Source organism: Pseudomonas kielensis (assembly GCF_014236655.1).
Classification (GTDB): domain Bacteria; phylum Pseudomonadota; class Gammaproteobacteria; order Pseudomonadales; family Pseudomonadaceae; genus Aquipseudomonas; species Aquipseudomonas kielensis.
The window spans coordinates 127,091-151,610 of sequence record NZ_JACMYG010000001.1; the positions used below are offsets into that span (position 1 = coordinate 127,091).

Annotated in this window: 16 protein-coding genes; 8 read left to right on the forward strand and 8 right to left on the reverse strand. The window is 61.3% G+C overall.

Annotation, left to right across the window (positions count from 1 at the left end; genetic code table 11):
- Nucleotides 1–128 precede the first annotated feature (128 nt).
- From prmA to H7995_RS00595, 7 genes are all read left to right on the forward strand, one after another.
- Nucleotides 129–1,007, forward strand: coding sequence for a 50S ribosomal protein L11 methyltransferase (gene prmA, locus H7995_RS00565; protein WP_182343326.1), 879 nt, complete (start codon nt 129–131; stop codon nt 1,005–1,007).
- Nucleotides 1,008–1,037: 30 nt separating this feature from the next.
- Nucleotides 1,038–2,297, forward strand: coding sequence for a DUF3426 domain-containing protein (locus H7995_RS00570; RefSeq protein WP_185817817.1), 1,260 nt, complete (start codon nt 1,038–1,040; stop codon nt 2,295–2,297).
- Between the two features lie 186 nt (nt 2,298–2,483).
- Entirely contained in the window at nt 2,484–3,494 is a 1,011-nt protein-coding gene (dusB, locus tag H7995_RS00575; RefSeq protein WP_166589908.1) for a tRNA dihydrouridine synthase DusB, read from the forward strand.
- Nucleotides 3,491–3,811 (forward strand): DNA-binding transcriptional regulator Fis, encoded by a 321-nt coding sequence (gene fis, locus H7995_RS00580; RefSeq protein WP_003186237.1) that lies wholly within the window; start codon nt 3,491–3,493, stop codon nt 3,809–3,811. The genes dusB and fis overlap by 4 nt, the downstream gene beginning before the upstream one ends.
- 82 nt (nt 3,812–3,893) lie before the next feature.
- Nucleotides 3,894–5,501 carry a bifunctional phosphoribosylaminoimidazolecarboxamide formyltransferase/IMP cyclohydrolase gene (gene purH / locus H7995_RS00585; protein ID WP_166589907.1) on the forward strand — a complete coding sequence of 536 codons (1,608 nt, stop codon included), beginning with the start codon at nt 3,894–3,896 and terminating at the stop codon, nt 5,499–5,501.
- A 94-nt stretch (nt 5,502–5,595) separates the two neighbouring features.
- Nucleotides 5,596–6,888 carry a phosphoribosylamine--glycine ligase gene (gene purD / locus H7995_RS00590; RefSeq protein ID WP_182343320.1) on the forward strand — a complete coding sequence of 431 codons (1,293 nt, stop codon included), beginning with the start codon at nt 5,596–5,598 and terminating at the stop codon, nt 6,886–6,888.
- 102 nt (nt 6,889–6,990) lie between these two features.
- On the forward strand, nt 6,991–9,765 hold the full coding sequence (locus H7995_RS00595; protein ID WP_185817818.1) for a hybrid sensor histidine kinase/response regulator: 2,775 nt from the start codon (nt 6,991–6,993) through the stop codon (nt 9,763–9,765).
- A 22-nt stretch (nt 9,766–9,787) separates the two neighbouring features.
- Here the strand turns inward: H7995_RS00595 and H7995_RS00600 are convergent, their stop codons facing one another.
- From H7995_RS00600 to H7995_RS00610, 3 genes are all read right to left on the reverse strand, one after another.
- Entirely contained in the window at nt 9,788–10,420 is a 633-nt protein-coding gene (locus H7995_RS00600; RefSeq protein WP_182343316.1) for a hypothetical protein, read from the reverse strand.
- Nucleotides 10,417–11,112 carry a hypothetical protein gene (locus H7995_RS00605; RefSeq protein WP_166589903.1) on the reverse strand — a complete coding sequence of 232 codons (696 nt, stop codon included), beginning with the start codon at nt 11,110–11,112 and terminating at the stop codon, nt 10,417–10,419. The genes H7995_RS00600 and H7995_RS00605 overlap by 4 nt, the downstream gene beginning before the upstream one ends.
- A gap of 61 nt (nt 11,113–11,173) precedes the next feature.
- Complete coding sequence (locus H7995_RS00610) at nt 11,174–11,959, reverse strand: hypothetical protein (protein ID WP_166589902.1); 786 nt, start codon at nt 11,957–11,959, stop codon at nt 11,174–11,176.
- A gap of 250 nt (nt 11,960–12,209) precedes the next feature.
- Here H7995_RS00610 and H7995_RS00615 point away from each other — a divergent pair, with 250 nt between their 5' ends.
- A complete protein-coding gene (locus H7995_RS00615) occupies nt 12,210–12,806 on the forward strand; it encodes a MarC family protein (RefSeq protein WP_166589901.1) in 597 nt (198 codons plus the stop codon).
- Nucleotides 12,807–12,868: 62 nt separating this feature from the next.
- Here H7995_RS00615 and H7995_RS00620 read toward each other — a convergent pair whose 3' ends face one another.
- The 5 genes from H7995_RS00620 to cobG form a co-directional block, all read right to left on the reverse strand.
- The gene (locus H7995_RS00620; protein ID WP_185817819.1) at nt 12,869–19,834 is read right to left on the reverse strand and encodes a TcdA/TcdB pore-forming domain-containing protein; all 6,966 of its coding nucleotides are present in this window, start codon (nt 19,832–19,834) and stop codon (nt 12,869–12,871) included.
- A gap of 333 nt (nt 19,835–20,167) precedes the next feature.
- Nucleotides 20,168–21,856: a precorrin-3B C(17)-methyltransferase gene (gene cobJ / locus H7995_RS00625; RefSeq protein WP_182343308.1), complete on the reverse strand. Its 1,689-nt coding sequence runs from the start codon at nt 21,854–21,856 to the stop codon at nt 20,168–20,170.
- Nucleotides 21,856–22,587 carry a precorrin-2 C(20)-methyltransferase gene (locus tag H7995_RS00630; RefSeq protein ID WP_185817866.1) on the reverse strand — a complete coding sequence of 244 codons (732 nt, stop codon included), beginning with the start codon at nt 22,585–22,587 and terminating at the stop codon, nt 21,856–21,858. The genes cobJ and H7995_RS00630 overlap by 1 nt, the downstream gene beginning before the upstream one ends.
- Entirely contained in the window at nt 22,587–23,213 is a 627-nt protein-coding gene (locus H7995_RS00635) for a precorrin-8X methylmutase (protein WP_166589898.1), read from the reverse strand. Before H7995_RS00635 ends, H7995_RS00630 begins: the two co-directional genes overlap by 1 nt.
- Nucleotides 23,206–24,513: a precorrin-3B synthase gene (gene cobG, locus H7995_RS00640; protein ID WP_280516516.1), complete on the reverse strand. Its 1,308-nt coding sequence runs from the start codon at nt 24,511–24,513 to the stop codon at nt 23,206–23,208. The genes H7995_RS00635 and cobG overlap by 8 nt, the downstream gene beginning before the upstream one ends.
- Nucleotides 24,514–24,520 lie beyond the last annotated feature (7 nt).

The window sequence follows — 24,520 nt, forward strand, 5'->3', positions numbered from 1 at the left end:
CCATCGCGGGCACGCGCAACAGAAACCTCCCGAAAAGCCCACTCCCACAAAACCCGCTCTCTGGCGTAAACTTGCGCGCTTCTCGCAGACCGCTAGGCTGCAATCAATATTTTTCAAAGGTGCCCGCCATGCCTTGGCTGCAAGTCCGTCTCGCCATCAGCCCAGAACAAGCCGAAACCTATGAAGACGCTTTCCTTGAAGTGGGCGCCGTCTCGGTGACTTTCATGGACGCCGAGGATCAACCGATCTTCGAGCCGGAGCTGAACACCACTCCGCTGTGGTCGCACACTCACCTGCTGGCCCTGTTCGAAGGCGGCACCGAGCCTGGCCCGGTGCTGGCTCACCTTGAGCTGCTGACCGGCGGCCCGCTGCCCGAGCATCACAGCGAAGTGATCGAAGACCAGGACTGGGAACGCAGCTGGATGGATGGCTTCCAGCCGATGCAGTTCGGCCAGCGCCTGTGGATCGTGCCGAGCTGGCACGCCGCCCCCGAGCCCGACGCGGTCAACCTGCTGCTGGATCCGGGCCTGGCGTTCGGCACCGGCACTCACCCGACCACCGCACTTTGCCTGGAATGGCTCGACGGCCAAGACCTCAAAGACTGCAACGTGCTGGACTTCGGCTGCGGCTCGGGGATCCTGGCCATTGCCGCCCTGCTGCTCGGGGCGAAACAAGCTGTCGGCACCGATATCGACGTGCAAGCGCTGGAAGCATCGCGCGACAACGCCGGGCGCAACAACATTGCCGATGAACTGTTCCCGCTGTACCTGCCAGAAGATATGCCACAGGTGCAGGCCGATGTGCTGGTCGCCAACATTCTTGCCGGCCCCCTGGTTTCGCTGGCACCGCAACTGTCCAGCCTGGTCAAGTCCGGCGGGCGCCTGGCGCTGTCGGGGATCCTCGCCGAACAAGGTGATGAGGTCGCTGCCGCTTATGCCCAGGACTTCGATCTCGACCCGATCGCCAATCGCGACGGCTGGGTGCGTATTACCGGCCGTCGGCGCTAGAATGAGCGCTTGCAGACTCCGGATGGCCGCATGACCGACAGCTTCGTCACTCAATGCCCGCACTGTCAGACCAGTTTTCGCGTCAGCCACGCTCAATTGAGCGTGGCTCGCGGGGTGGTTCGTTGCGGCTCCTGCCTGCAAGTGTTCAACGCCGCCCGCCAGTTGCTCGAGCAACGCCAGGGTCAGCAAGCCGCCCCGCTCACCCCACCGCCAACGACCGTACCGGCGCCCGAGCAACGGGCGATCAGCCAGAAGCAGTGGACCGCCGCCGAGCTTGACCTGGACCACCTCGACCTCGACGAGGAACTGGCTCGGCTGGAGCAGCGGGAAATCCAGCCGACCAAAGAGTTCGGCCAGGAGCGCAAGCCCCGGGAAGACTCACTCAGTGCCCGACGCGACAGCGGCGAAAGCGAAGAAACCTGGTCCGACAGCCTGTTCAGCGAGTCTGCTGCCGAACGCGCCTTGAGCAACGTCGACAGCCCGGTGACGGGCAACGTCTCGACCGAAGATCTCGACGCCCCCCTCACGTCTTCACGCACCGAACCGTCGCTGTCACTGGTCGATCTTGACGACGACGAACCCGAGGCGCCGCAACTGCGCCTGGAGCCGGTGGACGACGAGGAGGCCCGTCAGGACCTGCGTCACGAACGGCTGTCGGCCACCGATGACGACGAACTGGAGGATCCGCCCCAGGCCATCGAACCGCCGCGCAAGAAGCGTCCGCGCAAAGAGTCCGCCCGCCATGATGAAGTGCTGCAGGACCTGGTCGACGACCCGTTGCAACTGGACTGGCAGAAGCGCCGCTCACCCTGGGGCCGCCGCCTGTTCTGGGGCTTGATGGTGCTGTTGGCGGGCGGTGCGCTGGCCGGCCAGTACATCGCCTATCACTTCGACGAGCTGGCCCGCCAGGACCAGTACCGCCCCTGGTTCCAGCAACTGTGCCCGCAGCTTGGCTGCAATGTGCCGTCCAAGGTCGACATCGCCAAGATCAAGAGCAGCAACCTGGTGGTGCGCAGCCACCCGGACTTCAGCGGCGCCCTGGTGGTAGATGCCATCATCTATAACCGTGCGCCATTCTCCCAGCCGTTCCCGCTGCTGGAGTTGCGGTTTGCCGACCTCAACGGCCATCTGATCGCAAGCCGGCGTTTCAAGCCAAGGGAATACCTCAATGGCGACCTTGCCGACCTGGCGGAGATGCCACCACAAACGCCGATCCACATCGCCCTGGATATCCTCGACCCCGGCTCCAAGGCCGTGAACTACAGCCTCAGCTTTCACTCGCCCGAGTAAATGGGCTCAGTGACCCGCCATTGACGGTGGCTTTCTGACGGCTGGCATGGCGTACCAAACTACTGGCAATAACAAAGTAACTGTTCAGATTTTATCCAATTCAGCCTTTATCCAGTCATCGAGAGCGGGTATCATGCCAACCCTTTTTCGAAGTCTCATGATCCGACCCCACAACAGGGAAGTCCTATGTCGGCGGTACGCATCGGCCCATATACATTGCCCAACGGCTTGATCCTCGCCCCAATGGCGGGTGTCACCGACCAGCCCTTTCGTCAGCTGTGCAAGCGACTGGGTGCAGGGTTGGTGGTCTCGGAAATGGTGACCAGCGACATGAGCTTGTGGAACACCCGCAAGTCACGCCTGCGCATGGTCCACGAAGGTGATCCCGAGCCTCGCTCGGTACAGATCGCCGGTGGTGATGCGCAGATGCTGGCGGATGCGGCCCGGGCCAACGTCGAGCTGGGCGCACAGATTATTGATATCAACATGGGCTGTCCGGCGAAGAAGGTCTGCAACAAGGCCGCCGGCTCCGCCCTGTTGAAAGATGAAGCACTGGTGACCGAGATCCTGCAGGCCGTGGTGGCTGCGGTTGATGTGCCGGTCACCTTGAAGATCCGCACGGGCTGGGACCGGGCAAACAAGAACGGCCTGACCGTGGCGAAGATCGCCGAGCAGGCCGGGATCACGGCGCTGGCGGTGCATGGCCGCACCCGTGCCGACCTGTACACCGGGGACGCGGAGTACGACACCATTGCCGCGATCAAGCAGGCGGTGTCGATTCCGGTGTTCGCCAATGGCGACATCGACTCGCCCGAAAAGGCCCGGTACGTGCTTGACGCGACCGGCGCCGATGGCCTGCTGATAGGCCGGGCCGCCCAGGGGCGACCATGGATTTTTCGTGAGATCGAGCATTTCCTGCGTACCGGCGAAAAACTGCCGGCTCCGCAATTGAGCGAAGTGGAACATATTCTGCTTGAGCATCTGGCCGCACTCCATGCTTTTTATGGAGACGTCATGGGCGTACGCATTGCGCGCAAGCATGTCGGCTGGTATCTCGCAACCTTGCCGGGCGCCAGGGAATTTCGCGCCCACTTCAATCGTTTGGATGGAACGGAAGCACAATGCGCCAACGTTCGGGAGTTTTTCACCGAACGTTATAAGAGCCTGACAGGGGACGGAGAAGGGGTGGCCGCATGACGATGATGACCGAGACTTTAGTGAGTGGAACAACACCCGTGAGCGACAACGTGAATTTGAAACAGCACCTCAATACGCCGAGCGAAGAAGGCCAGACCCTTCGCGGGAGTGTCGAGAAGGCGCTGCACAATTATTTCGCCCACCTTGAGGGCGCGGCCGTCACGGATGTGTACAACCTGGTGCTCTCCGAAGTCGAGGCTCCCCTGCTCGAAAGCGTGATGAACTACGTCAAGGGCAACCAGACCAAGGCCAGTGAGCTGCTGGGACTGAACCGCGGCACCCTGCGCAAGAAACTCAAGCAGTACGATTTGCTGTAAGCATTTAATCAAACCAGAAAGGCGCCCGCGTAAAACCGGTCGCCTTTTTTGCTGACTTCCTTTGCTTTTGATGGAAATTGAGATGACCGACCAGACTACCCGCCTGCCGATTCGCCGCGCCTTGATCAGCGTTTCCGACAAGACCGGGATCCTCGAATTCGCCAAGGAGCTCGAAGCCCTTGGCGTTGAGATCCTCTCCACCGGCGGGACGTTCAAGCTGCTGCAGGACAATGGCGTAGCCGCTGTGGAAGTCGCGGATTACACCGGTTTTGCCGAAATGATGGACGGTCGGGTCAAGACCCTGCATCCGAAAATCCACGGCGGGATCCTCGGTCGTCGCGGTATCGACGACGCGATCATGAACGAGCACGGCATCAAGCCGATCGACCTGGTGGCGGTCAACCTGTACCCGTTCGAAGCCACCATCAACAAGCCGGGCTGTGACCTGCCGACCGCCATCGAGAACATCGACATCGGCGGGCCGACCATGGTCCGCTCGGCAGCCAAAAACCACAAAGACGTCGCGATCGTGGTCAATGCCAGCGATTACGCCAGCGTCCTGGAAAACCTCAAGGCCGGTGGCCTGACCTACGCCCAGCGTTTCGACCTGATGCTCAAGGCGTTTGAACACACCGCCGCCTACGACGGCATGATCGCCAACTACATGGGCACCGTGAACCAGGCGGCTGACACCCTCAGCACAGAAGGTCGCAGCGAGTTCCCGCGCACGTTCAACAGCCAGTTCGTCAAGGCCCAGGAAATGCGCTACGGCGAGAACCCGCACCAGAGCGCGGCGTTCTACGTGGAAGCGACGCCTGCCGAAGTCGGGATCGCCACCGCGACCCAACTGCAGGGCAAGGAACTGTCGTACAACAACGTGGCCGACACCGACGCCGCGCTGGAATGCGTGAAGAGCTTCGTCAAGCCGGCCTGCGTGATCGTCAAGCACGCCAACCCGTGCGGCGTAGCGGTAAGCCCGGACGCCGAAGGCGGTATCCGCCAGGCCTACGAACTGGCCTATGCCACCGACACCGAATCGGCCTTCGGCGGCATCATCGCGTTCAACCGCGAACTGGATGCTGAAACGGCCAAGGCCATCGTCGAGCGTCAGTTCGTCGAAGTGATCATCGCCCCGAGCGTCAGCGCCGAAGCTCGCGCCATCGTTGCGGCCAAGGCCAATGTGCGCCTGCTGGCCTGCGGCGAGTGGTCGGCTGAGCGTGCCGCTGCCTGGGACTACAAGCGCGTCAACGGCGGCCTGCTGGTACAGAGCCGCGACATCGGCATGATCGGCGCCGACGACTTGAAAGTCGTGACCCAGCGTGCACCGACAGAACAAGAGATCAACGACCTGATCTTCGCCTGGAAAGTGGCCAAGTACGTCAAGTCCAACGCCATCGTCTACGCCAAGAACCGTCAGACCATCGGGGTCGGCGCTGGCCAGATGAGCCGCGTGAACTCGGCCCGTATCGCGGCGATCAAGGCTGAACACGCCGGTTTGCAGGTCGTCGGTTCGGTGATGGCTTCCGACGCGTTCTTCCCGTTCCGCGACGGCCTGGACAATGCGGCCAAGGCCGGCGTGACTGCGGTGATCCAGCCTGGCGGCTCGATGCGTGATGCTGAAGTGATTGCAGCGGCCGATGAAGCCGGCATCGCGATGGTCTTCACCGGCATGCGCCACTTCCGTCACTAAGTACACGATCAACTGTGGGAGCGAGCTTGCTCGCTCCCACAGAAAAGCAGCTTCAACGCTGCCCACAGAATTAGCGTCATCCGAGGTTTTTGAAATGAATGTTTTGATCATTGGCAGCGGTGGCCGTGAACACGCCCTGGCCTGGAAAGTGGCTCAGGATCCGCGCGTGCAGAAAGTTTTCGTGGCACCCGGCAACGCCGGCACCGCCATTGAAGCCAAGTGCGAAAACGTCGCGATCGACGTCCTGGCCCTTGAGCAACTGGCAGACTTTGCCGAGCAGAACGTCGCCCTGACCATCGTCGGCCCGGAAGTCCCGTTGGTGGCTGGCGTGGTTGACCTGTTCCGCTCCCGTGGCCTGGATTGCTTCGGCCCAACCGCCGGCGCGGCCCAGTTGGAAGGCTCCAAGGCTTTCACCAAGGACTTCCTGGCGCGCCACAAGATCCCGACTGCCGACTACCAGAACTTCACCGAGATCGAGCCGGCCCTGGCTTACCTGCGTGAAAAAGGTGCGCCGATCGTGATCAAGGCCGACGGCCTGGCCGCCGGTAAAGGCGTGATCGTCGCCATGACCCTGCAGGAAGCCGAAGACGCGGTGCGCGACATGCTCGCCGGCAATGCCTTCGGTGACGCCGGTTCGCGCGTGGTGATCGAAGAGTTCCTCGACGGCGAAGAAGCCAGCTTCATCGTCATGGTCGACGGCAAGAACGTACTGCCGATGGCCACCAGCCAGGACCACAAGCGTGTAGGCGATGGTGACACCGGTCCGAACACCGGCGGCATGGGGGCCTACTCCCCGGCTCCTGTGGTGACCAGCGAAGTGCATCAGCGGGTCATGGACCTGGTGATCTGGCCAACCGTGAAGGGCATGGCAGCCGAAGGCAACGTCTATACCGGTTTCCTGTATGCAGGCCTGATGATCGACAAGGCCGGCAATCCGAAGGTCATCGAGTTCAACTGCCGTTTCGGCGACCCGGAAACCCAACCGGTGATGCTGCGCCTGCAATCGAGCCTGGTACTGCTGGTCGAAGCCGCGCTGGCCCAGGCGCTGGACAAAGTCGAAGCCCAGTGGGATCCACGCCCAAGCGTCGGCATCGTCCTGGCCGCGGGTGGCTATCCGGCCGACTACGCCAAGGGTGATGTCATCCAGGGTCTGGATGCAGCCGCCGCACTGGAAGGCAAAGTCTTCCACGCTGGCACTGCACTCAAGGACGGTAACGTCGTGACTGCCGGTGGCCGGGTGCTCTGCGCCACGGCGATGGGTGCCAGCGTCGATGCCGCCCAGCAGCAAGCCTACCAACTGGCCGCCAAGATCGATTGGCCAGGCTGCTTCTATCGCAAGGACATTGGCTACCGTGCCATTGCTCGCGAACGCGGCGAAAATCAGTAATAAACCAGCCGTTCGGCCAGGCAAGGGCCGCTGGTCCTTGCCGTCCTGTTCCAGGCCCGCGCATAGTTATAATCTGGCTTCAACTTAAGAAGGGATTCCGCCGTGCGCTGGCTCAGGATTGCCATTGGCTTGACCGTCACTCTACTGACCCTGCTCTGCCTGCTCCCGGCCCACGCCGCGCAAGGCAGTGGCTGGGCAGTATTGCTCGACGAACAGGGCAGCCTGCAACTGACCGACATCCGCTCGCCCCGCTACACCAATCAATTCAGCCCGATTGAACTGGACCAGATCACCGCCGCCGACCCCGATGGCGCGCTGTGGCTGCGCTTTCGGCTCAGTCCTGGCAAACACGAACAACTGCTGCGCATCTTCGCCCCCGATCTGTTGCACCTGGACCTCTATGTGCTGGACGGCGACACGCTGATCGAGCAGACCCACAGTGGCAACGACCAGGCACTGAACTCCCGACCGCTGCCCAGCACCGATTTCATGGTGCCGCTGCCGCAGCTCCAGAAGCCCCTCGACGTGTATCTACGCCTGGTGTCCGAGCACCAGTTGCGGCCCTACATCACCCTGCAATCAGCGGTCATGTCCGCCGCCAATCAGACCCAGACGCTGATCTATGGCCTGTTGTTCGGCTGCATCGCCATGCTGATCCTGCACAACCTCACGCGCTACGCCTACACCCGCTCGCAAACCTGCCTGTGGCTCGCGGCGTGCGAAGGCCTGCTGATGCTGGGCATGCTGCTGCTGTTGAACCTGGCCGGCCCATGGCTACCCGACTGGCATGCCCTGCAAGCCCCCGACGTCTACCTGGCCCTGCTACTGACGGCGCCGTGCGGGCTGATGTTCACCTATCGGTTCTTCACCCCGCTGGGCCCGCACCCGCTGAACAAGCTGCTGATGGGCGATATCCTGTTCATCGTGCTGTGCAGCCTGCTGTTGCTGTTCGTCGAGACCTTGCCGCTGAACCTGATGACCTATGCACTGGTCGCGCTGGCCGGCCTGAGCATGCTCCTGGTCAGCGCCTACCACTGGCAGCAGGGCTACCGGCCGGCCCGCTTCTTCGTCATGGCGATGGTGGTGTTCAACCTCGGCACGCTGATCATCCTGCCTGCGTTGCTGGGCCTGACGGTGGTCGCCCCGCAAAGCCTGATCACCGCCTTGTTGGCTTTTATCTGCCTGAGCGGCCTGTTGATGGGGATTTCGCTGAGCGAGCGCCAGCGCAGCATTATCGAGAACCGCTTCAGCATCAGCCGCGACCTGGCCGCCAGCAATGCCGAAATCAACGCCAAGGCCGAGTTCCTGGCGAAGATCAGCCATGAAATCCGCACCCCGATGAATGGCGTGCTGGGCATGACTGAACTACTGCTGGGCACGCCACTGTCGGTCAAGCAGCGCGACTACGTGCAGACCATCCACAGTGCCGGCAACGAACTGCTGACACTGATCAACGAGATCCTCGACATCTCCAAGCTGGAGTCCGGGCAAATCGAACTGGATGACGTGCAGTTCGACCTCAATGCCCTGGTCGACGACTGCCTGAGCATCTTCCGCGCCAAGGCCGAGCAGCAGAACGTCGAACTCATCAGCTTCATCCAGCCCCAGGTGCCGCGCGTGATCAGCGGCGACCCGACACGCCTGCGCCAGACCCTGCTGAGCCTGTTGGAAAATGCACTGAAAAAGACTGAGGAAGGCGAGATCCTGATCGTTGTCGCCCTCGATGAACGCAGCAGCAAACCGCGCCTGCGCATCGCCGTGCAAGACAGCGGGGAGCCAATGGATGCTGAAGAACGTGAAGCCTTGATGCACGCCGAACTGCACAGCAAGAACTTCCTCTCCGCGACACGCCTGGGCGGCAACCTGGGCCTGGTGATTGCCCGCCAGTTGATCCTGTTGATGCACGGTGAGTTCGGCATCAAGTGCGGCAGCAATCAGGGCAGTACGCTGTGGCTGACCTTGCCCCTGGACCCAGACCGTCTCGAACACCCGACGTCCGACCTCGACAGTCCGCTGCAAGGCGCCCGGGTGCTGGTGGTGGACGACAACGACACCTGCCGCAAGGTCCTGGTGCAGCAATGCACGGCCTGGGGCCTGAATGTCAGTGCCGTACCTTCCGGCAAGGAAGCCCTGGCCCTGCTGCGCACCAAGGCGCACCTGCGCGATTATTTCGATGTGGTCCTGCTGGACCAGAACATGCCAGGCATGACCGGCATGCAACTGGCCGCCAAGATCAAGGAAGACCCGAGCCTGAACCACGACATCCTGCTGATCATGCTCACCGGGATCAGCAACGCCCCGAGCAAGATCATCGCGCGCAACGCCGGGATCAAGCGCATCCTGGCCAAGCCCGTCGCCGGCTACACACTCAAGACCACCCTGGCCGACGAGTTGACCCAACGCAACAAAGGCCAGGTTAGCGCGGTTCCCCTGCCCGGCAACCCACCAGCCGAGGTCAATGTGCCCAGCGACTTCCGCATCCTGGTGGCCGAAGACAACAGCATCTCGACCAAAGTGATTCGTGGCATGCTGGGCAAACTCAACCTGCAACCGGACACCGCCTGCAACGGCGAAGAAGCCTTGAAGGCGATGAAGGCCCAGCGGTATGACCTGGTGTTGATGGACTGCGAAATGCCGATCCTCGACGGTTTTTCCGCCACGCAGCAACTACGCGCCTGGGAAGTCGGCAACCAGCGCACTCGGACCCCGGTGGTCGCACTGACCGCGCACATCCTCGCCGAACATAAGGACCGCGCGCGCCAGGCCGGCATGGACGGGCACATGGCCAAGCCGGTGGAGTTGTCGCAACTGCGTGAACTGGTCGAGTACTGGGTGGCCCAGCGCGATCAACACAATCGCAGCGCATCCACCGTCTGATCACCCGCCTGGGGTGTCGCGCTCAAATCTGGAGCCCGCGAATGGCGCGCAGTGATTGGGCCAGTACGGCTTTTTTCACCTTCTCGCGAAACTGCGCGTAGTACAACGTGTTGAAGGTCAGCAACGTCATCTGTTCCCGACTCTCCTGCACCTGCTCTGGCGCGAAGAGAAACCGCGGGGCACCTCGAAACAGGCGAAACTCACGGTGGTAGAGGCCCAGTTCGACTTTGTTCGGGCCGTTGGCAACACAGGGAATCGCCTGGAAGACACCCACCTCCTGGGTCAGGCTGCTGGACTCGAACAGATCGAGCGCCGCCTGGTTGCGCTCCAGGGCTGCCATTGCAAGACTGATGGGAATGGAAAAAGACTCGCCCAGGCGCCTGGAAATCTGCTGGATGACCTGGCGCCCCATCGTGTCAGTGGACGTGGCCGGCAGGCCCGCCGGCGGTGGCACATCCCAGCCGATGAACTTGAGCGTGTTGCGGTAGTACTCGAACCAGTCACCCACCAGTCCATCGGCAACTGCCGCGCGTGTCGCCTGTTGCGCGTACAGGGTACTGAGATAAATGTCTTCCCGATGGGATTGCGGTAGATCACCGGCAAAGGCGACCAGGCTGCCACCCACCACGGCGGCCTGCTCAGTGGTATCGATCATGACCTGCCCCCCATCGCAAAGGGTGTATAGACACCATTGACGATTTCACCCAGCCGCGAAAGGTTGTCGCTCAATTTATCCCCGAGCTTCAAGTCAACCGCCTCACGAGCCTGTGCATAAAGGCATTCGGAAAGATTCGCCCGCGCCTGGCGAACGCATACAACGCCCACGACATCTTCGCCGCGGAACACCTGAGACCAGGGATTGGCGTTCAGCACCTGGCGGGTCTGGAAGCCGATATACAGGCTGATGATCGAGGTTGGCGTCAGCGCCAGGATCGCCAGCAGGCGCACTTCCTGCAGGGCTGGACTGGTATTTTCAGGCAATTCGCCAATGGCCCCCACGGAGTCATTCAAGTGCGCGAGATGGGGCAGAAAAGCGGCAAAATCCTGCCCTGGACGATCGTTGGAATTGACCATCATCCCGGCGACCCACTCCAAGGGAGAAGTGCCGTTCTGGGGCCCCAGGGAAAAATACTGCTGCGTCTTTAGTGAGCGTATCCAAAAATCATCGACCACCCGCAGATAAGCGTCGTACCAGTCGACAGCGAGCTTCATCTGCACTTTTTTACTGGCCACCAGTTGGGCCAACAGGCACGATTTGACGACATCAGAACACGTGACCAGGCCATTGGCTCCGGGCAGGGCAACAACCGCGCCCCTTACCGCATACACCATGTAATGCTGTTCCATAGCAAACCCTCAAACTTAAAAAGGGCAGCCACTGAGTGGCTCCCCTTTCAAATGTATTCCATTAAATCTCGTAATCGGCAATCTTGCTTTCTGCGTTACGACCTAACTTATTAAGAATTTCATCGCGGGTCCGCTCGACAACAGATGGTACTTTCCTGAATACCGACTCACCGCGATACAGTTTCACATCACGAGAATCCCAGTCGGCAAACAGAACTTGGGCCGACGTGTTCTTGCGAATAAACCGCACAGTCCCCAAGGCCAGAGTCACTTCTCCATTGATTTCCGAACAGGTACCGGCCGCAGTACCGCCTACGCCATTTTCGAGCACATTACGCTCATACAAGGTCAGGGCAGTTTCCCGCTTTTTCAGTGCACTGATAGCGGAGCCTGCCACTTTCAGCATTAGTTCAGAGGTGGCGCCCGGCAAGGCAATTCCGGCCACCACAGCCCCGAGGATCTCCAGGACCAATTGATCCATACGGACCGAGTTACCACCGATATTGATGTCGTTATAAAACTTCTGGGTGGGCAGCCAACCAGCATCGGTCATGACCTGGACAAACTGGTAGTACCATTCCTTACCCTGGTCCTCGCGGGGAAATGCTTTGTTCGCCACCAGTGTGGCAAAGAGAAACGCGTGCATGACATCGTCTCTATTTTGCTCGGAGAGATTACCGGTAAAAGACAAAATACCTTCCCCGACAATGGCACCTTTTTCCGGCGCCTCAACTTCCGGCGAAGTAAAACCACGAGCGCGCAGGGTGAATGAGTCTGCCACCTCATAACTTCTAATACGCTCGACACAGCCGGCCGGGGTCATACCATATATACCATCACTACTCATAACCATCTCCTTGATTATTAATCCAGCCTCTTCATGAGGCCGTAAGAACGACAATAATCAGGAACAAGCAGAACCACAAACAGCAACCTGTAACTTCTCAATAACAACAGCCACCCAACCCTTGAACAACCTATACAAAACTACTCATTACGCGCCAACAAAATAACCACTGATCTCCCGACCAACTCCCACAACCCATAAACCGACTGATAGACTCCCCCCCAACACTCTCCCGCCGCGAGCCAAAACCATGCTCCACGTGCTATTTAGCGTTTACCTGAAAATGTTGGTGCTCTATAGCCCGTTCTTCGTGCTGTCGTGCTTCATCAGCCTGACCCGCGGCTATTCCAACAAAGAGCGTCGGCGCCTGGCCTGGAAAGTCGCCCTCGCGACCCTGATTTCCAGCGTCCTGCTCTACCTGTTCGGCCGGGTGATTTTCAATGTCTTCGGCATCACCGTAGACGCCTTTCGCATCGGCGCCGGCAGCGTGCTGTTCATTTCCGCATTGGGCATGGCCCAGGGAAAATCCGCCGTGCAGACCGACAACGTGCAGCAGGATGTGACCATCGTACCGCTGACCATCCCGCTGACCGTCGGCCCCGGCACCATCGGTGCCTTGCTGGTGATGGGCGTCGGCCAACCGCACTGGGACGATAAACTCACTGCGATCATGAGTATTGCCCTGGCCAGCTTCACGGTAGGCGTGGTGCTGTACCTGTCCAACCGCATAGAACGGATTCTCGGTGACCAGGGTTTGCAGATCGTCAGCCGCCTGATGGGGCTGTTTGTCTGTGCACTGGCGGCGCAGATCATCTTTACCGGGGTCAGGGGTTACCTGGTGCCTTGAACCCCCGGCCAAAAAGACAGCGGGAAACCCCACTGCCTTTTTGGCCGCCCCCTCGGCCGGTGCTACACCTCGTTGCCGCTCTCCACATGGTCCCACAGCGACGTAGCGACGCCCGGCTCAATCCCCGCCATCAAGTCTGCCAGAGACAGCGAGAGGCGCTCGCCAGAAAACCCCAGATCCAGTTTCAACTCACGCCTGGACGCTTCATCGTGCGCTTCGGCGCCGCGCAGCACCAAGCAACGCCCGTCGCTGGAATCGATCAGCATCAGATGCCCGTCCACCAGAGTGATCAGCCAATGATCGGAGATGGAAAGCTCCATCGAGAGCAGATGCCCCCCCGGCTTCAATGAGTCGAAGTCGACGATCAGGCAATCCAGGCGCATCCAGGCCTCAGGTGAAACACGGCACTCCAGCAGCCCTTGCGCATACCCCAGCACCAGGGTGGTCACCCCATCCGGAATCAACGGCAGCAGGTCAACAATCCTGCCACGCCCCTCGATCGTCAACACCTCGTCGTCTCGCAGGGCGGCATTAACCTTGGCCCAGAAGTCGTGTTCGCGGCCCCACCAGTCACGCGCCCTGTTACTGAACATCAGGCCTCGGCGCCAATCGTGCAGCAGTGGATTAGCCCCTTTATGCACCCCCAGATACGCAGCACTGGGAACCTCCTCACTCAGGGTGGTAAAAAACCTGCGCCTGACCTGCGTGTCGTACCAACTGCAGATATCACCCACCTGCCCCGTAGTCAGAAAGCTCGCATGCGCTAGCCTGGCCAGTAACTTTGTCAGTTTCTGCTTGCGTAGCGGGGCCGCATTGGCCTCATCGAAGAACAGCTGTTCTACGCCAGTCACACGGGCCGGCTGGCCCTCGATCAGCTCGAGTATCACACCCTCGCGGGTAACCCCCCGGAGTCCGCAGCCCTGGGCGGTCACCTCAGCGAACAGCCACTGCCGCCACCGACCTTGCCACCCATTGGAGTCGTCACGGCGCACTTGCTGTTTGCCACTGCCAAACAGCCCCCGCATCTGCTCCAGGGTCAGCATCGGCTGGCGGTAGAGGCGACCTGAGTCGGGCGCAAACAACCACAGCGCTTGTTTATCGTGGGTCAGACTCACCGCATGCATCCTGCGCCCCTGTTCAGCCCCGACCAGAAGGACTCGCCCCTCCAGGTAGCGGGCAGCCAGCGGTTGCGCCCTAACATCGGACAGGCCGAGGATATCGAAGCCACTGACAGCATATTGCCCAGCAAGCACCGACAACCCCGCCAACCAATCCTCCTGCGCGACCAGCCATTGCTCATTGACTGAGCGCAGGACCACCTGCTCCTCGTTGACCTCGAACACCAGGCCGTGATGGGTCTGGGCCAGATACGTGTCGCCGGCAGTTACCACGCTGTCCACGTCACTGAGCAGGGTGCGCAAAACACCGTTGACGGGCCCCGGCTGCCGCACCCAGAGCGACAGGGTTCTGGCCTGCGCATCATAGAAAACCAGGCTGTTGCCATCCATTTGCCGCGCAGCAAGCAAAGTCGGACTCTTGAGGCCGAGCTCCCGATCGGTCACAAACCACTCGTCCCAGACCCGTAACCAGCCGCAAAGGGTTTGCGCGCCGTGGTGAACCTGCAGCGAAAGAAACGCCGCCGTCCAGCCCCTAATGTCCCCGCCCGTCTCAGGTGAATCGTCGTCATACACCGTGTCGGAGGGGTCAAACTGCTGCAGGAAGGCACTCCAGCCTTGCCATCCGAACCCATCCGCAACGCTGGAGATCTCCTCACTCAAGGTGTTCGTGATCGCCTTGAGATCAACCTCATCGGGATACAGCAGGTAGTCGAACTGAAAGACAACCCCATTCATATCGCTGACCTGCTGTACGACACGTATAGCCTCCCCCACGTCATGACAGGAGAGGATCGAAGAGGCCATGCGCGGGTTGAACAAACGATAGCGTCGATTGACCTTGCCGGTGATCGCATCGACCCGCCAGACCGTTGGATAATCTCGATGATAGAAATACACCTGATCACCCTTGACCGCGGCCAACTGGATCTGAGCACAGGCGCCGCCTGGCAGATCGCGGGCATACAGAATGCGTTCGCGTGCTGTTTCGTAAAACCCATTGGTGTAGGTCGGCCACTGCGGATCACTGAGCGGCACTTTGAAGTGGTATAGCGGCACATAGGGGATGACCAGACGATGCTCATGATTCAGTCGAGTCAAGTAGCGGGCCAGTTCGCTGGCATCGCTGTTGTCGGGCAGTTGCTCCTGCACCAACTCCAGCTGCTGGGCAGGCCAATTCACGCGAAACAGCCGGTCCGGCGCCAACTCCAGATACAGTGCGCTCTCGGCGGATACCTCGACCCTGATGCCATCCAGGGTCAAGCCCCGCGCATCGAACAGCACCGAGGTCTCACTGGTCCAGGCCGCACGCACCACCCACTGCACCGTTGCAGGTTCAGCGAGGGCCGCAAGCTCAACCGCCACCACACCGGGAGCCAGCGTGAGGGAGTACTGTCCTTGCACACCGCCAATGTAGTAAGACATGGTCCCGTGGTATTCGCGAGGCATTTGCGGCACATACAAAGAACGGCACTGCTCGTTCAGCAAGACCTCGACACGGGTCGCCTGGTACTTCGGATACAGTGCGTACATCACATATTCGAATGGCGTCCAGGGATCGAACCAGAAGATGCGGTTCCCGTTGCTGTCGTGCTCCAGCTCGCGCAACTCGTCAAATCCCAGATCATGGCGATGGGTGGCTCCCGGCATCAGTTGATAGTCGTAACCGTAAGCACATTGAGGCGTGCCAGGCAGGATCAAGGTCTTGATGTCATCGGGCAGCAAGGAGTGCCCCGACAGGCCCCAACGCTGGTTGATCTCGATCGCCTGCGAAACATCGCCAACCAGGGTCGGCAACCCAGGTCCGGAACGCTGTCCCCGCAACAGTAAATGACTGCCAAGACTCACCCGCGCTGCTCGCAGGTCCACCCGCCTGAAAACGACTTCAGAGGCCGGTTGGAAAACACCGGATTCCACAGTCCATCCGCCGTGCGCGACGAGCGATTTCATGCGATAGAAATACTCCCCTACCTGTTGAGCCCTATAAAGATTGATCAGGTAGTTATGGGCCAATGCTCCCACGCCATAAGCGATTCCGCCGACCACAACGGCCAAGGGGCCGGCGACACCCGCCAACGTGCCGCTTCCGGTGGCGACCAGTCCCAGTGCCAGGCCGGTGGCGTCGAAACTCAGTTGAACCGCGATGGCGGACCTGGCCGACGGATTGTCGGCGGTGACCAACTCATAGATGTCGAACCCGACATTGACCAGCGCCAGCAGGTTGCCCGCCCCCACCCCCAACAGTCGCCCGAAGGTCCGCCCCAGCAGCGTCGAGGAGGTTGCTGCAATCAGCTTTTCATCAAGCAAGGCGAGCTGCACCAGCTTGATCAGAGCATAGAGATCGGACACCACGCCATGCAGCACCTGGCTATAAATCACGTAGCTGTGCAAACGAACGCCCAGCGTCATCGGCGTACCGGCACCTTCAGCCAGAGAACCTTCGGCCTGCCGCAGGCTTTGCATGAGCGCCAGAATCGCAAAGCCGCTGTTCATCGTATTAACCGCCCCGGGCTCATGGGGCTCAACATCGTTGGGCGCGTTACCCAGCACCTCGAAGCGCTGGCGCAGCCAGTCCTTGATCTTGATCAGGTGCGGCTCATCAACCGTGACGTGCTCGACTTCTTGAGGTTGCTTGCTGTTGATCAATGAGAGGGACCATTGACCTTCCCCCGCCGGCTGCACCGTCTCGTACACCGGCACGAATCCTGGTTTCAGGGTGCGATTGGCGATCATTTTTTTCGTCACCGACTGGATGACCTGCGCCCAACGTCGCCCCTCCAACTCCGCGATGCCACGCCCCAGACGCGCGTTCTCCGACAAGGCGCGAGCCCGCAGCGCCGCGAGGTGCAGTGAGGGCTCGAGCACGCTCGCGTCCTCCCCTCCCTGGTTCCCCAGTAATTGACCAACCCTCCCCCCTGAAGGAAGGGCGCGGTTGGCAATTTTCTGGCCGTCGAGCTCAATCAGATTGAACGTGTCACTCGTCACATCGACAATCCCGTAGTGCCTGGCCAGCTCGCCATCGGCCAGGAACCGCTCGATGCCACGCTGCAAGTCCGCCACCTTATCGAAGCCGTACAGACCGAAGTTGGGATCGTAGAAGTGCCAGGTCGCGCTACCCTGCTCCACAACCTTGGCGACCAGCAGCGAATGATTGTCGGTGTTGAGCATCAGGCTAACGGAAGCGGCTTTCGCCTCCAGGGTCTGCAGCGCGCTCGCCAGGCTGACCGCCCCGCGCTTATCGCCAAACTCGGCCATCGGCACACTGCGCAACTCATCCAGGGTCAGCAGCAAGCGCTGGGTCGTGGGATCTTCCACGGCGACGTTGGCGCTGGCCAACCGGCCAATCAGGGTGCGCAGGGCGCCCCGGCCCTGCTCAAGCGCCGCAGCCATCACCAGTGCCAACGGATAACAACGTCGGCCTGGCTCCCCCCCACCGCGCACCAGCAGATTTTGCGGCAACTGCCGGGCCGACGTGGCGTTGGCCTGGAACATCACCTCGCGCATGGTATTGCCACGCTGGAGAATGGCAGAGCGATATTCATCCATGGCCCGCGCTTCGATCTGTGCAACACGTGCGCCCCACTGCCGTTCGCTCAAGGGTTCGGCAAAGGCCAGGACCTTGAGCGCCGCAGAGCGCTCCGTGAGTGACACGCCCTCGGAATGCGTATCAAGCCCGGCTTCGAAGGCTGCCGAGCGCTGCTGACGATACATGTGCTCAATTTGTTCGTAGCGCGCGACAATCCCTCGATCCTGGGTACTCTCAGCAAAGCTTTGGGCCTTGTCCCAGGCATTGGCAAAGCCCACTTCGTCGAGCGCCTGCGCGCCGAACAAACTCCCGAGCACCACACGATGCAGTGGACTCAAATGCTCCACAGGCAACTTCCCTGCGGCAATCCGGGTCAACGCCTCATTCAGATTGCCAAGCAGTTCGGCGCCGATCGACGACGGCAGTTCACTGGCCGTTTGCGCGAGGATTTGCTGACGCTCATCAAAGCCAATGGAAACCCATTTGTCGAAGATGACATCACCACTCAAGCGGTCATTCATCGCCCGGATAAAAGGCTCACCCAAATCATTGAGCAGTGATTGCAACACTGACGTCAACAACACCGGCTTACCTTCAACAACCGGCCAGCCTCGCTTGAAAGTCAGGGTTTGCTCTCTCAGCAGCTCCCCCAGGTTGGCGGCGTAACGCGACTTGAGTTTTCCGGATAGCCACTTTTCCTGCTCTTTGGCCAACCATTCACTCGGGGTGCCGTTCACCGTCCAGCCCGAGATCATCTCTTCCTCGGTGAAAACGTTATAGCCATCGGTCAACTTCAATCGGGCACGAACGGCATCCAATTGTTCGAATCCAAGGTGCGTTTCAGTGTAATCACTGAGCCCTGTGACAGCGGCACCGGGCCCAGTCAAGGTGATAGTGCCGCGAGCGCCGGTACGAATCCCATCCTGGTAGTACGTAAACATCGCAGAAAGAAGATTTTTAAAAGACATCAGCCGTGATTGTGTGAGCCTCCCTTCGGCCGTCCTTTCGTTGATGACGTTCTGAGCGACATCGAACAGGCGGTCTTCATCCCCCCACGCTATACCGGCAATGGCAAGTCGGCGCTCTACTTCCTGCAGACAGTCATAATTGAATCGGATCGTTTGCATGATGGCCTGGGTCATGCCGCTCCCGGGGTGAGCCAGAATATGAGCGTTCATTTCCCCAGAGCCTTGCGAGCCGAACGCCGTGCCCAGGCGAATGCCATCCTGCGCTACCGAACTGTCCTGTGGCGGGACAAATATTTCACGGACACCGGGTTGACCACGCGCAAAGGCAAGCAATGCTTCTTTGTATTCTGCGGGGACGGTGTCAGTTCTATCCCCATAGCGCTGCCTGTCCCGGCCCGGCATCAAGCTGTCGTCATGATTGAGTAGCAGTTGCAACACACCAATCAGGGCGCCTTTCTTGAGACTACTGATATCGACGGCCCCCAGCTTTTCGGCCAGTGGCGGCAAGTAGTCCATATCGCTGTAACGGCCACCCTCCAGATGCAGGGCCTGCAGACGTACCACGTCACTGGCCGCGGCAAAGTTGCCGCGCATACCGATTTCGCGCTGATAGACATCTCGCAGAAAGTGCTCACTGAACTCTTGAGCGGCATCACGCAGCCGCAGATCCGGCCCGACCATGGCCAGGTGAGAATCCAGGCATTGTTGGCGAAAGGCTTCGAGCACCGTGCGATCCTTGCCATAGGCCCGCACCATCAGGTCGATTCGCGCCTCGTCCGCGCGGCCGGCCCATTGCGGCTGGCTCAGATACGTCGACATTTGCCACTTCAACAGCCGGGCACGGTCTTCAATCAGTCGCGACAGCGCCGCGGGATTCGTCTCTCTATCGCCCCCCGACTCCATGGCATGCACCCTGGCGCTGTCGAGAATCACCCGGTTCATCTCGAATGCCAGCAAGGCGTCGCGGTCGTACCAGAGGTTGAACGTATAACCCTGCGGAGCCAGCACTTCCCGCCAGATATTCATATAGTCACGCTGGATGTTGCCAACCTCACTGCCGCCGACCCAGACGAAGTGCATGATTTTTGGCACGGACTCTGCCCCCGCCGACAGCAGGGTGGAAGTCGCGGCCAACCTGGATGTATACCGTTCGAGCCCGACCAAGGCCTGCTCGGCGGTCGCGGAAGGGAGGGTCGCCCGCTGATGAAACAGCGCGTCAAATGAGCGCTGGAGAAGTTGGACAGGCACTAACTTATCAGCGACTTCAGACGCTTGATTGGCGGCGAGATAATAACGATCCAGCGCCTCGTAATCAGGCGCCCCCGAAAACTCGCTTAATTCCTCTTTTAGTTGCGCATAGGCTGTGGACGACAAAAATCCATCATGCCGTTCTTCGGCATTTACTATTGCATCTTCCATGATTTTTTCTTCCTGAAAACTGTAGTCAACTCGTTTTACGGGCACGCGCGGACATCCACTACAAGTAGCGACAACATATATTTAATGCCGAACGATTGGTACCGGCCACGCCGCACTTTAATGAGTGAAACGCTTGGCTTTACTCCACATCAACAACGCTCTTTGCGCGTTGCTCCAGGGGGCGAGCAGCCAATCTAACGAATAGCCCCAGGACAGACAATTTGCACTCAATACAAGTCGTGTACTGTGGCCACTGTTATTGGTCCCCATACACACTTCATGAGTCCGTAAACAAGGTAAAACAATAACGCCCCTAAGAAGGGGCGTTATTATTCAAGTGCCAGGCTTTTCACCATACCAGCGTGGCGTATAGACCCACTCACCACCGTCGCTACGGGGGAACGTGCAGGTAGTGGACGAGCCGATCAGCACCATGGTTCGCATGTCCACCTGGTCCGACGTCAACGCACCGAGCGTGGTGACACGTAGCGCCTGCCCCGGTCGACCGACATCCCGTCCCAGCACCACGGGCGTTTGTGCTGTGCGGTGCTGCGCGACAATCTCCAGCGCGCGCCCCAACTGCCACGGACGCGATCGAGAGATGGGATTGTAAAAAGCCAGGACCAGGTCCGCTTGAGCCGCCAGATCGAGGCGCTGCTCGATGATCGACCACGGCTTGAGGTTATCCGACAGCGACATCACGCAGAAGTCGTGCCCAAGTGGCGCACCGGCCAGGGCGGCGGTCGCCAGCGAAGCAGAAACCCCAGGCAGGATCTCCAGATCGACACTGTGCCAGCCGGGGTCGCTGGACTCGTGCAACGCCTCAAGCACGGCCGCCGCCATGGCGAACACACCCGGGTCTCCGGAGGACACCACGATCACCGAACGGCCTTGCGCCGCCAGTTCGAAGGCGTGTCGGGCCCGCTGCATTTCTTCGCGGTTATCGGTGCAGTGCAGCACCTGGTCGGGACGAAAGGGCCCGGCCATGCGCACGTAGGTTTCGTAACCCAGGACGTCCGTGGCACGCGCCAGTTCTGCTTTGACTGCCGGCACCATCAATTGTGCAGCACCAGGACCGAGGCCAATCACCGCCAGGCGCCCGCGCGGGCGACCGATCCGCGTCACATCCAACGGCTGCGGGGCGACGGCGATGGTCATGTTGCGCGCTGTTTCTATGAACGTCACACCCGGCAGCGCTCTGAAGTCGCTCGCCGACGCCACAAACCGTAGCGGCACGCCCAACTCCAACGCGGCCTCGCGCAACGCCGGGCAAGCCATCTGATCTGGCGCCGCCACTAGGCAAGCCAGCGCCTGCAGCGCGACGTTCGCGTGCTGCATCGCCGCGCGGATGGCGTTCGTCAGATCCGCCTCGACGGCACTCACCAGCACCACCACGCAGCGCGGATAAATCAGTAACTCGTCTGGGCTCGCCACTCGCTCGACACTGCCGACATGGATCGAACGACGCGCCTGCGGTTCTTCCGGCAACTGCGCCTGTTCCAGCCACGGTGCGGCGCCTTCGATACGCACGCTGTGCCCGGCCAGCAAATCGGAGACAAAACGTTTACCCGTCTCCAGATCGCCCAACGTATAACCGCTGGGCGGATTGAGCAGGCAGGTGCCAAAGCGCAGTTCACCGCTGGTGGTGATCGCGGGGGCCACCTCGAGCGCCGCGGCAATCTCCCGGGCCATGTCATTCACCCCGCCGAGCCCCCCCAGCAGCGGCACCACCGCGCTGCCGTCTTCAGCCACCGCCAGCACCGGCGGCTCGGCACCTTTCTCCAGCAGCAGCGGTGCCAGGGTGCGGATCACGATACCGGCCGCACACAGGGCAATGATCGGCGTGTCCTGTTGATAGAGTTCACGCAGGGTCGCACCGAACTCCTGATACACCCGGTCTGCGCCCTCGACCCGGCCGCCGAGGCCGTGGATCAAGGCAGCGGGATACACCTGCTGCAGGCGACGGGCAGTGGCCAGGCTACCCTGGCCGAGAATGACAATGGCTGGCGTGGAATGGGTCATCAGCCTTGCCACCTGACACCTGGGACGATAATCAGCGAGAAGTACGGTGAAGACATCGGTTCGACCTCATCCAGCGGCACAATCTTCTGATTGGCCATGGTCGCCCGCTCGACATACAGCGCGCGCTCGGCCAGCCCCAGTTCCTCCAGCACTTGCCGCACTTTCGGGAAGTTACGCCCCAGCTTCATGATCACCGCCGCGTCGGCATCGCCCAGGCGGCGCTTGAGGTCTTCGTGGGGCAGCACGCCAGACAGCACCGACAGGCTCTGGTTGCGATACACCAGCGGCGCGCCGAGCACCGAAGCACCACCGAGCATCGAGCAGACACCCGGTACCACTTCGGCTTCATAACGTGTGGCCAGACGGTCGTGCAGGTACATGTAGGAACCGTAGAAGAACGGGTCGCCTTCGCAGATCACCGCCACGTCGCGGCCGGCCTCCAGGTGCGCGGCCACGGCCTGGGCAGCACCGTCGTAGAAATCACTGATGATTTCTTCGTAGGACAGCGGCGCCGGCAACACTTCGGTAGTCACCGGGTACACCAGCGGCAGCAGGTTCTGCGCCTCTTGCAGGTGGGCCTCGATGATGCCGAAGGCATTGCCTTTCTTGCCCTTGGCCACGAAGTACGCCACCACGGGCGACTCACGCAGCAGGCGCAGGGCCTTGACGGTAATCAGTTCCGGGTCACCGGGGCCCACGCCCAGGCCGATCAAGCGTCCAGGTTGCTGCATCATTCAATCTCCGTGGCGAGGGCATTGACCGCTGCGGCGGCCATGGCGCTACCGCCCAGCCGGCCTTGCATGATCACGAACGGCACGCCACGGCTGTCCGCCGCGAGCATGGCCTTGGATTCGGCGGCACCGACAAACCCCACCGGGAAGCCGAGAATCAGCGCCGGCTTGGGTGCGCCGGCGTCGAGCATTTCCAGCAGGTAGAACAACGCGGTCGGGGCGTTGCCGATCACCACCACGCTGCCTTCCAGGTGCGGACGCCACAACTCCAGCGCGGCGGCGGAACGGGTGTTGCCCAGTTCGCGCGCCAACTCGGCGACGCTATCGTCGCGCAGGGTGCAGATCACTTCATTGTTGGCGGGCAAGCGGGCACGGGTCACGCCCTCGGAGACCATGCGCGCGTCACACAGAATCGGCGCACCGGCCGCCAGCGCATCACGCCCGGCCTTGCCCGCCCCGGCGGAGAACTGCAGGCCATCGATGGCCTCGACCATGCCGCAGGCGTGAATCACCCGCACCGCGAGTTTTTCCAGATCGGCCGGGATACGGTCCAGGTTCGCCTCGGCGCGAATGATCGCGAAGGAGTTGCGATAGATCTCCTGACCGTCGCGGATGTAATCAAGCATCAAGGGGGCTCCGTGGGCGGGCATCAAGCAGTGCGCCCGCCGCTTCAATAGTGAGGTTACGTGCTTGCAGGGCGCCGAAACCGGCCTGCCCCGCATCGCGAAAATAGAGGTCGTAGTGACCGGGGCTGACCGCCAGCAAGGTCACGGGCGCCGTATGGGCGGCGGCGCAGGAACGCGGGCAGCCGGATAAGTGCACCTGCAGCGGCGCGCTGGCTGATGGGCGCAGCGCGGCCAGGCGCTGGCCGTCGCGCTTGGTGTCGGCCAGGCCCTTGGCACACCCGGGCGAACCGGTGCAGGCCAGCACATGGGCCAGGGCCTGATCGGCGCTCAACAAAAACCCCAACGCTTGCAACTGTTGGCTGAGCGCGGGCGCGTCCTGCTCGCGGATGCTGGGCAACAACAGGCTCTGCCAGGGTGTCAGGCGCAGGCTGGCATCACCGTATTGCTGACACAGGAGCGCCGCGCCCTGGAGCATTGCGCAGGTCAGCCGTCCCAACGGCGGGACGGCCCCCACATGGACCAGGCCCGACTGACGCTGTGGATACGTTCCCAGGTGCTGCCCCGCCTGTGCCGGGGGACGCTGCCAGGAATCCAGTCGCCGCAGCGACAGTCGCTCACCCAGCCGCTCCAGCAGCGAGTCCAGGGAACGTTCGGCCAGCACGTGGCGCATGCGGGTCTGCTCTGGCCGCGCCAGTTCGAGAAACAGCTCCAGCACCGCCACCACCAGAGCGTGGCCGTCGTCGAGCCGCACCGCACCGGCGGCGGTGTCGGTCGGACAACCGGCCAGGCCAAAGGCCAACCAGGTCTGGCCATCCCGCTCGAACGCACTCAACCACAGGTCATGGGGATGCTCCAGCATGGCCAGCGCCTCCCCACCATCCAGTTGCACAGCGAACTTGGCGGACAGGTCATGCAGGCTCGGGTTGCTTTCCAGGGTGGCGAGAATCTGTGCCGCCAGCGCACGGGTGTCCAGCACCATGGCGCGGTCGATGCCGGCCGCCGGACTGAGCATCAGGTTGCGCACATCGTCGCCCGCCGCCGAGCGCGGACCGAGCCCGGCCGCCAGCAGGCGCTCAATCAGCCGCGAGTGCTCGCCGGTAATTCCGCGAATCTGCAGATTGGCGCGGTTGGTGGCCTCGATCACCCCACCGGCAAATTCCTCGGCAGCGGCGGCCACCGCCAGGGCCTGGGCGGCGCTGATCGAGCCGCCGCTCAGCTTGATCCGGCAGATCCCGCCATCCAGCGCCTGGACGATACGCAGCAACCCCGGACAGGCCGAGGGGCGTAAGGCAGGATGCAACGGACGT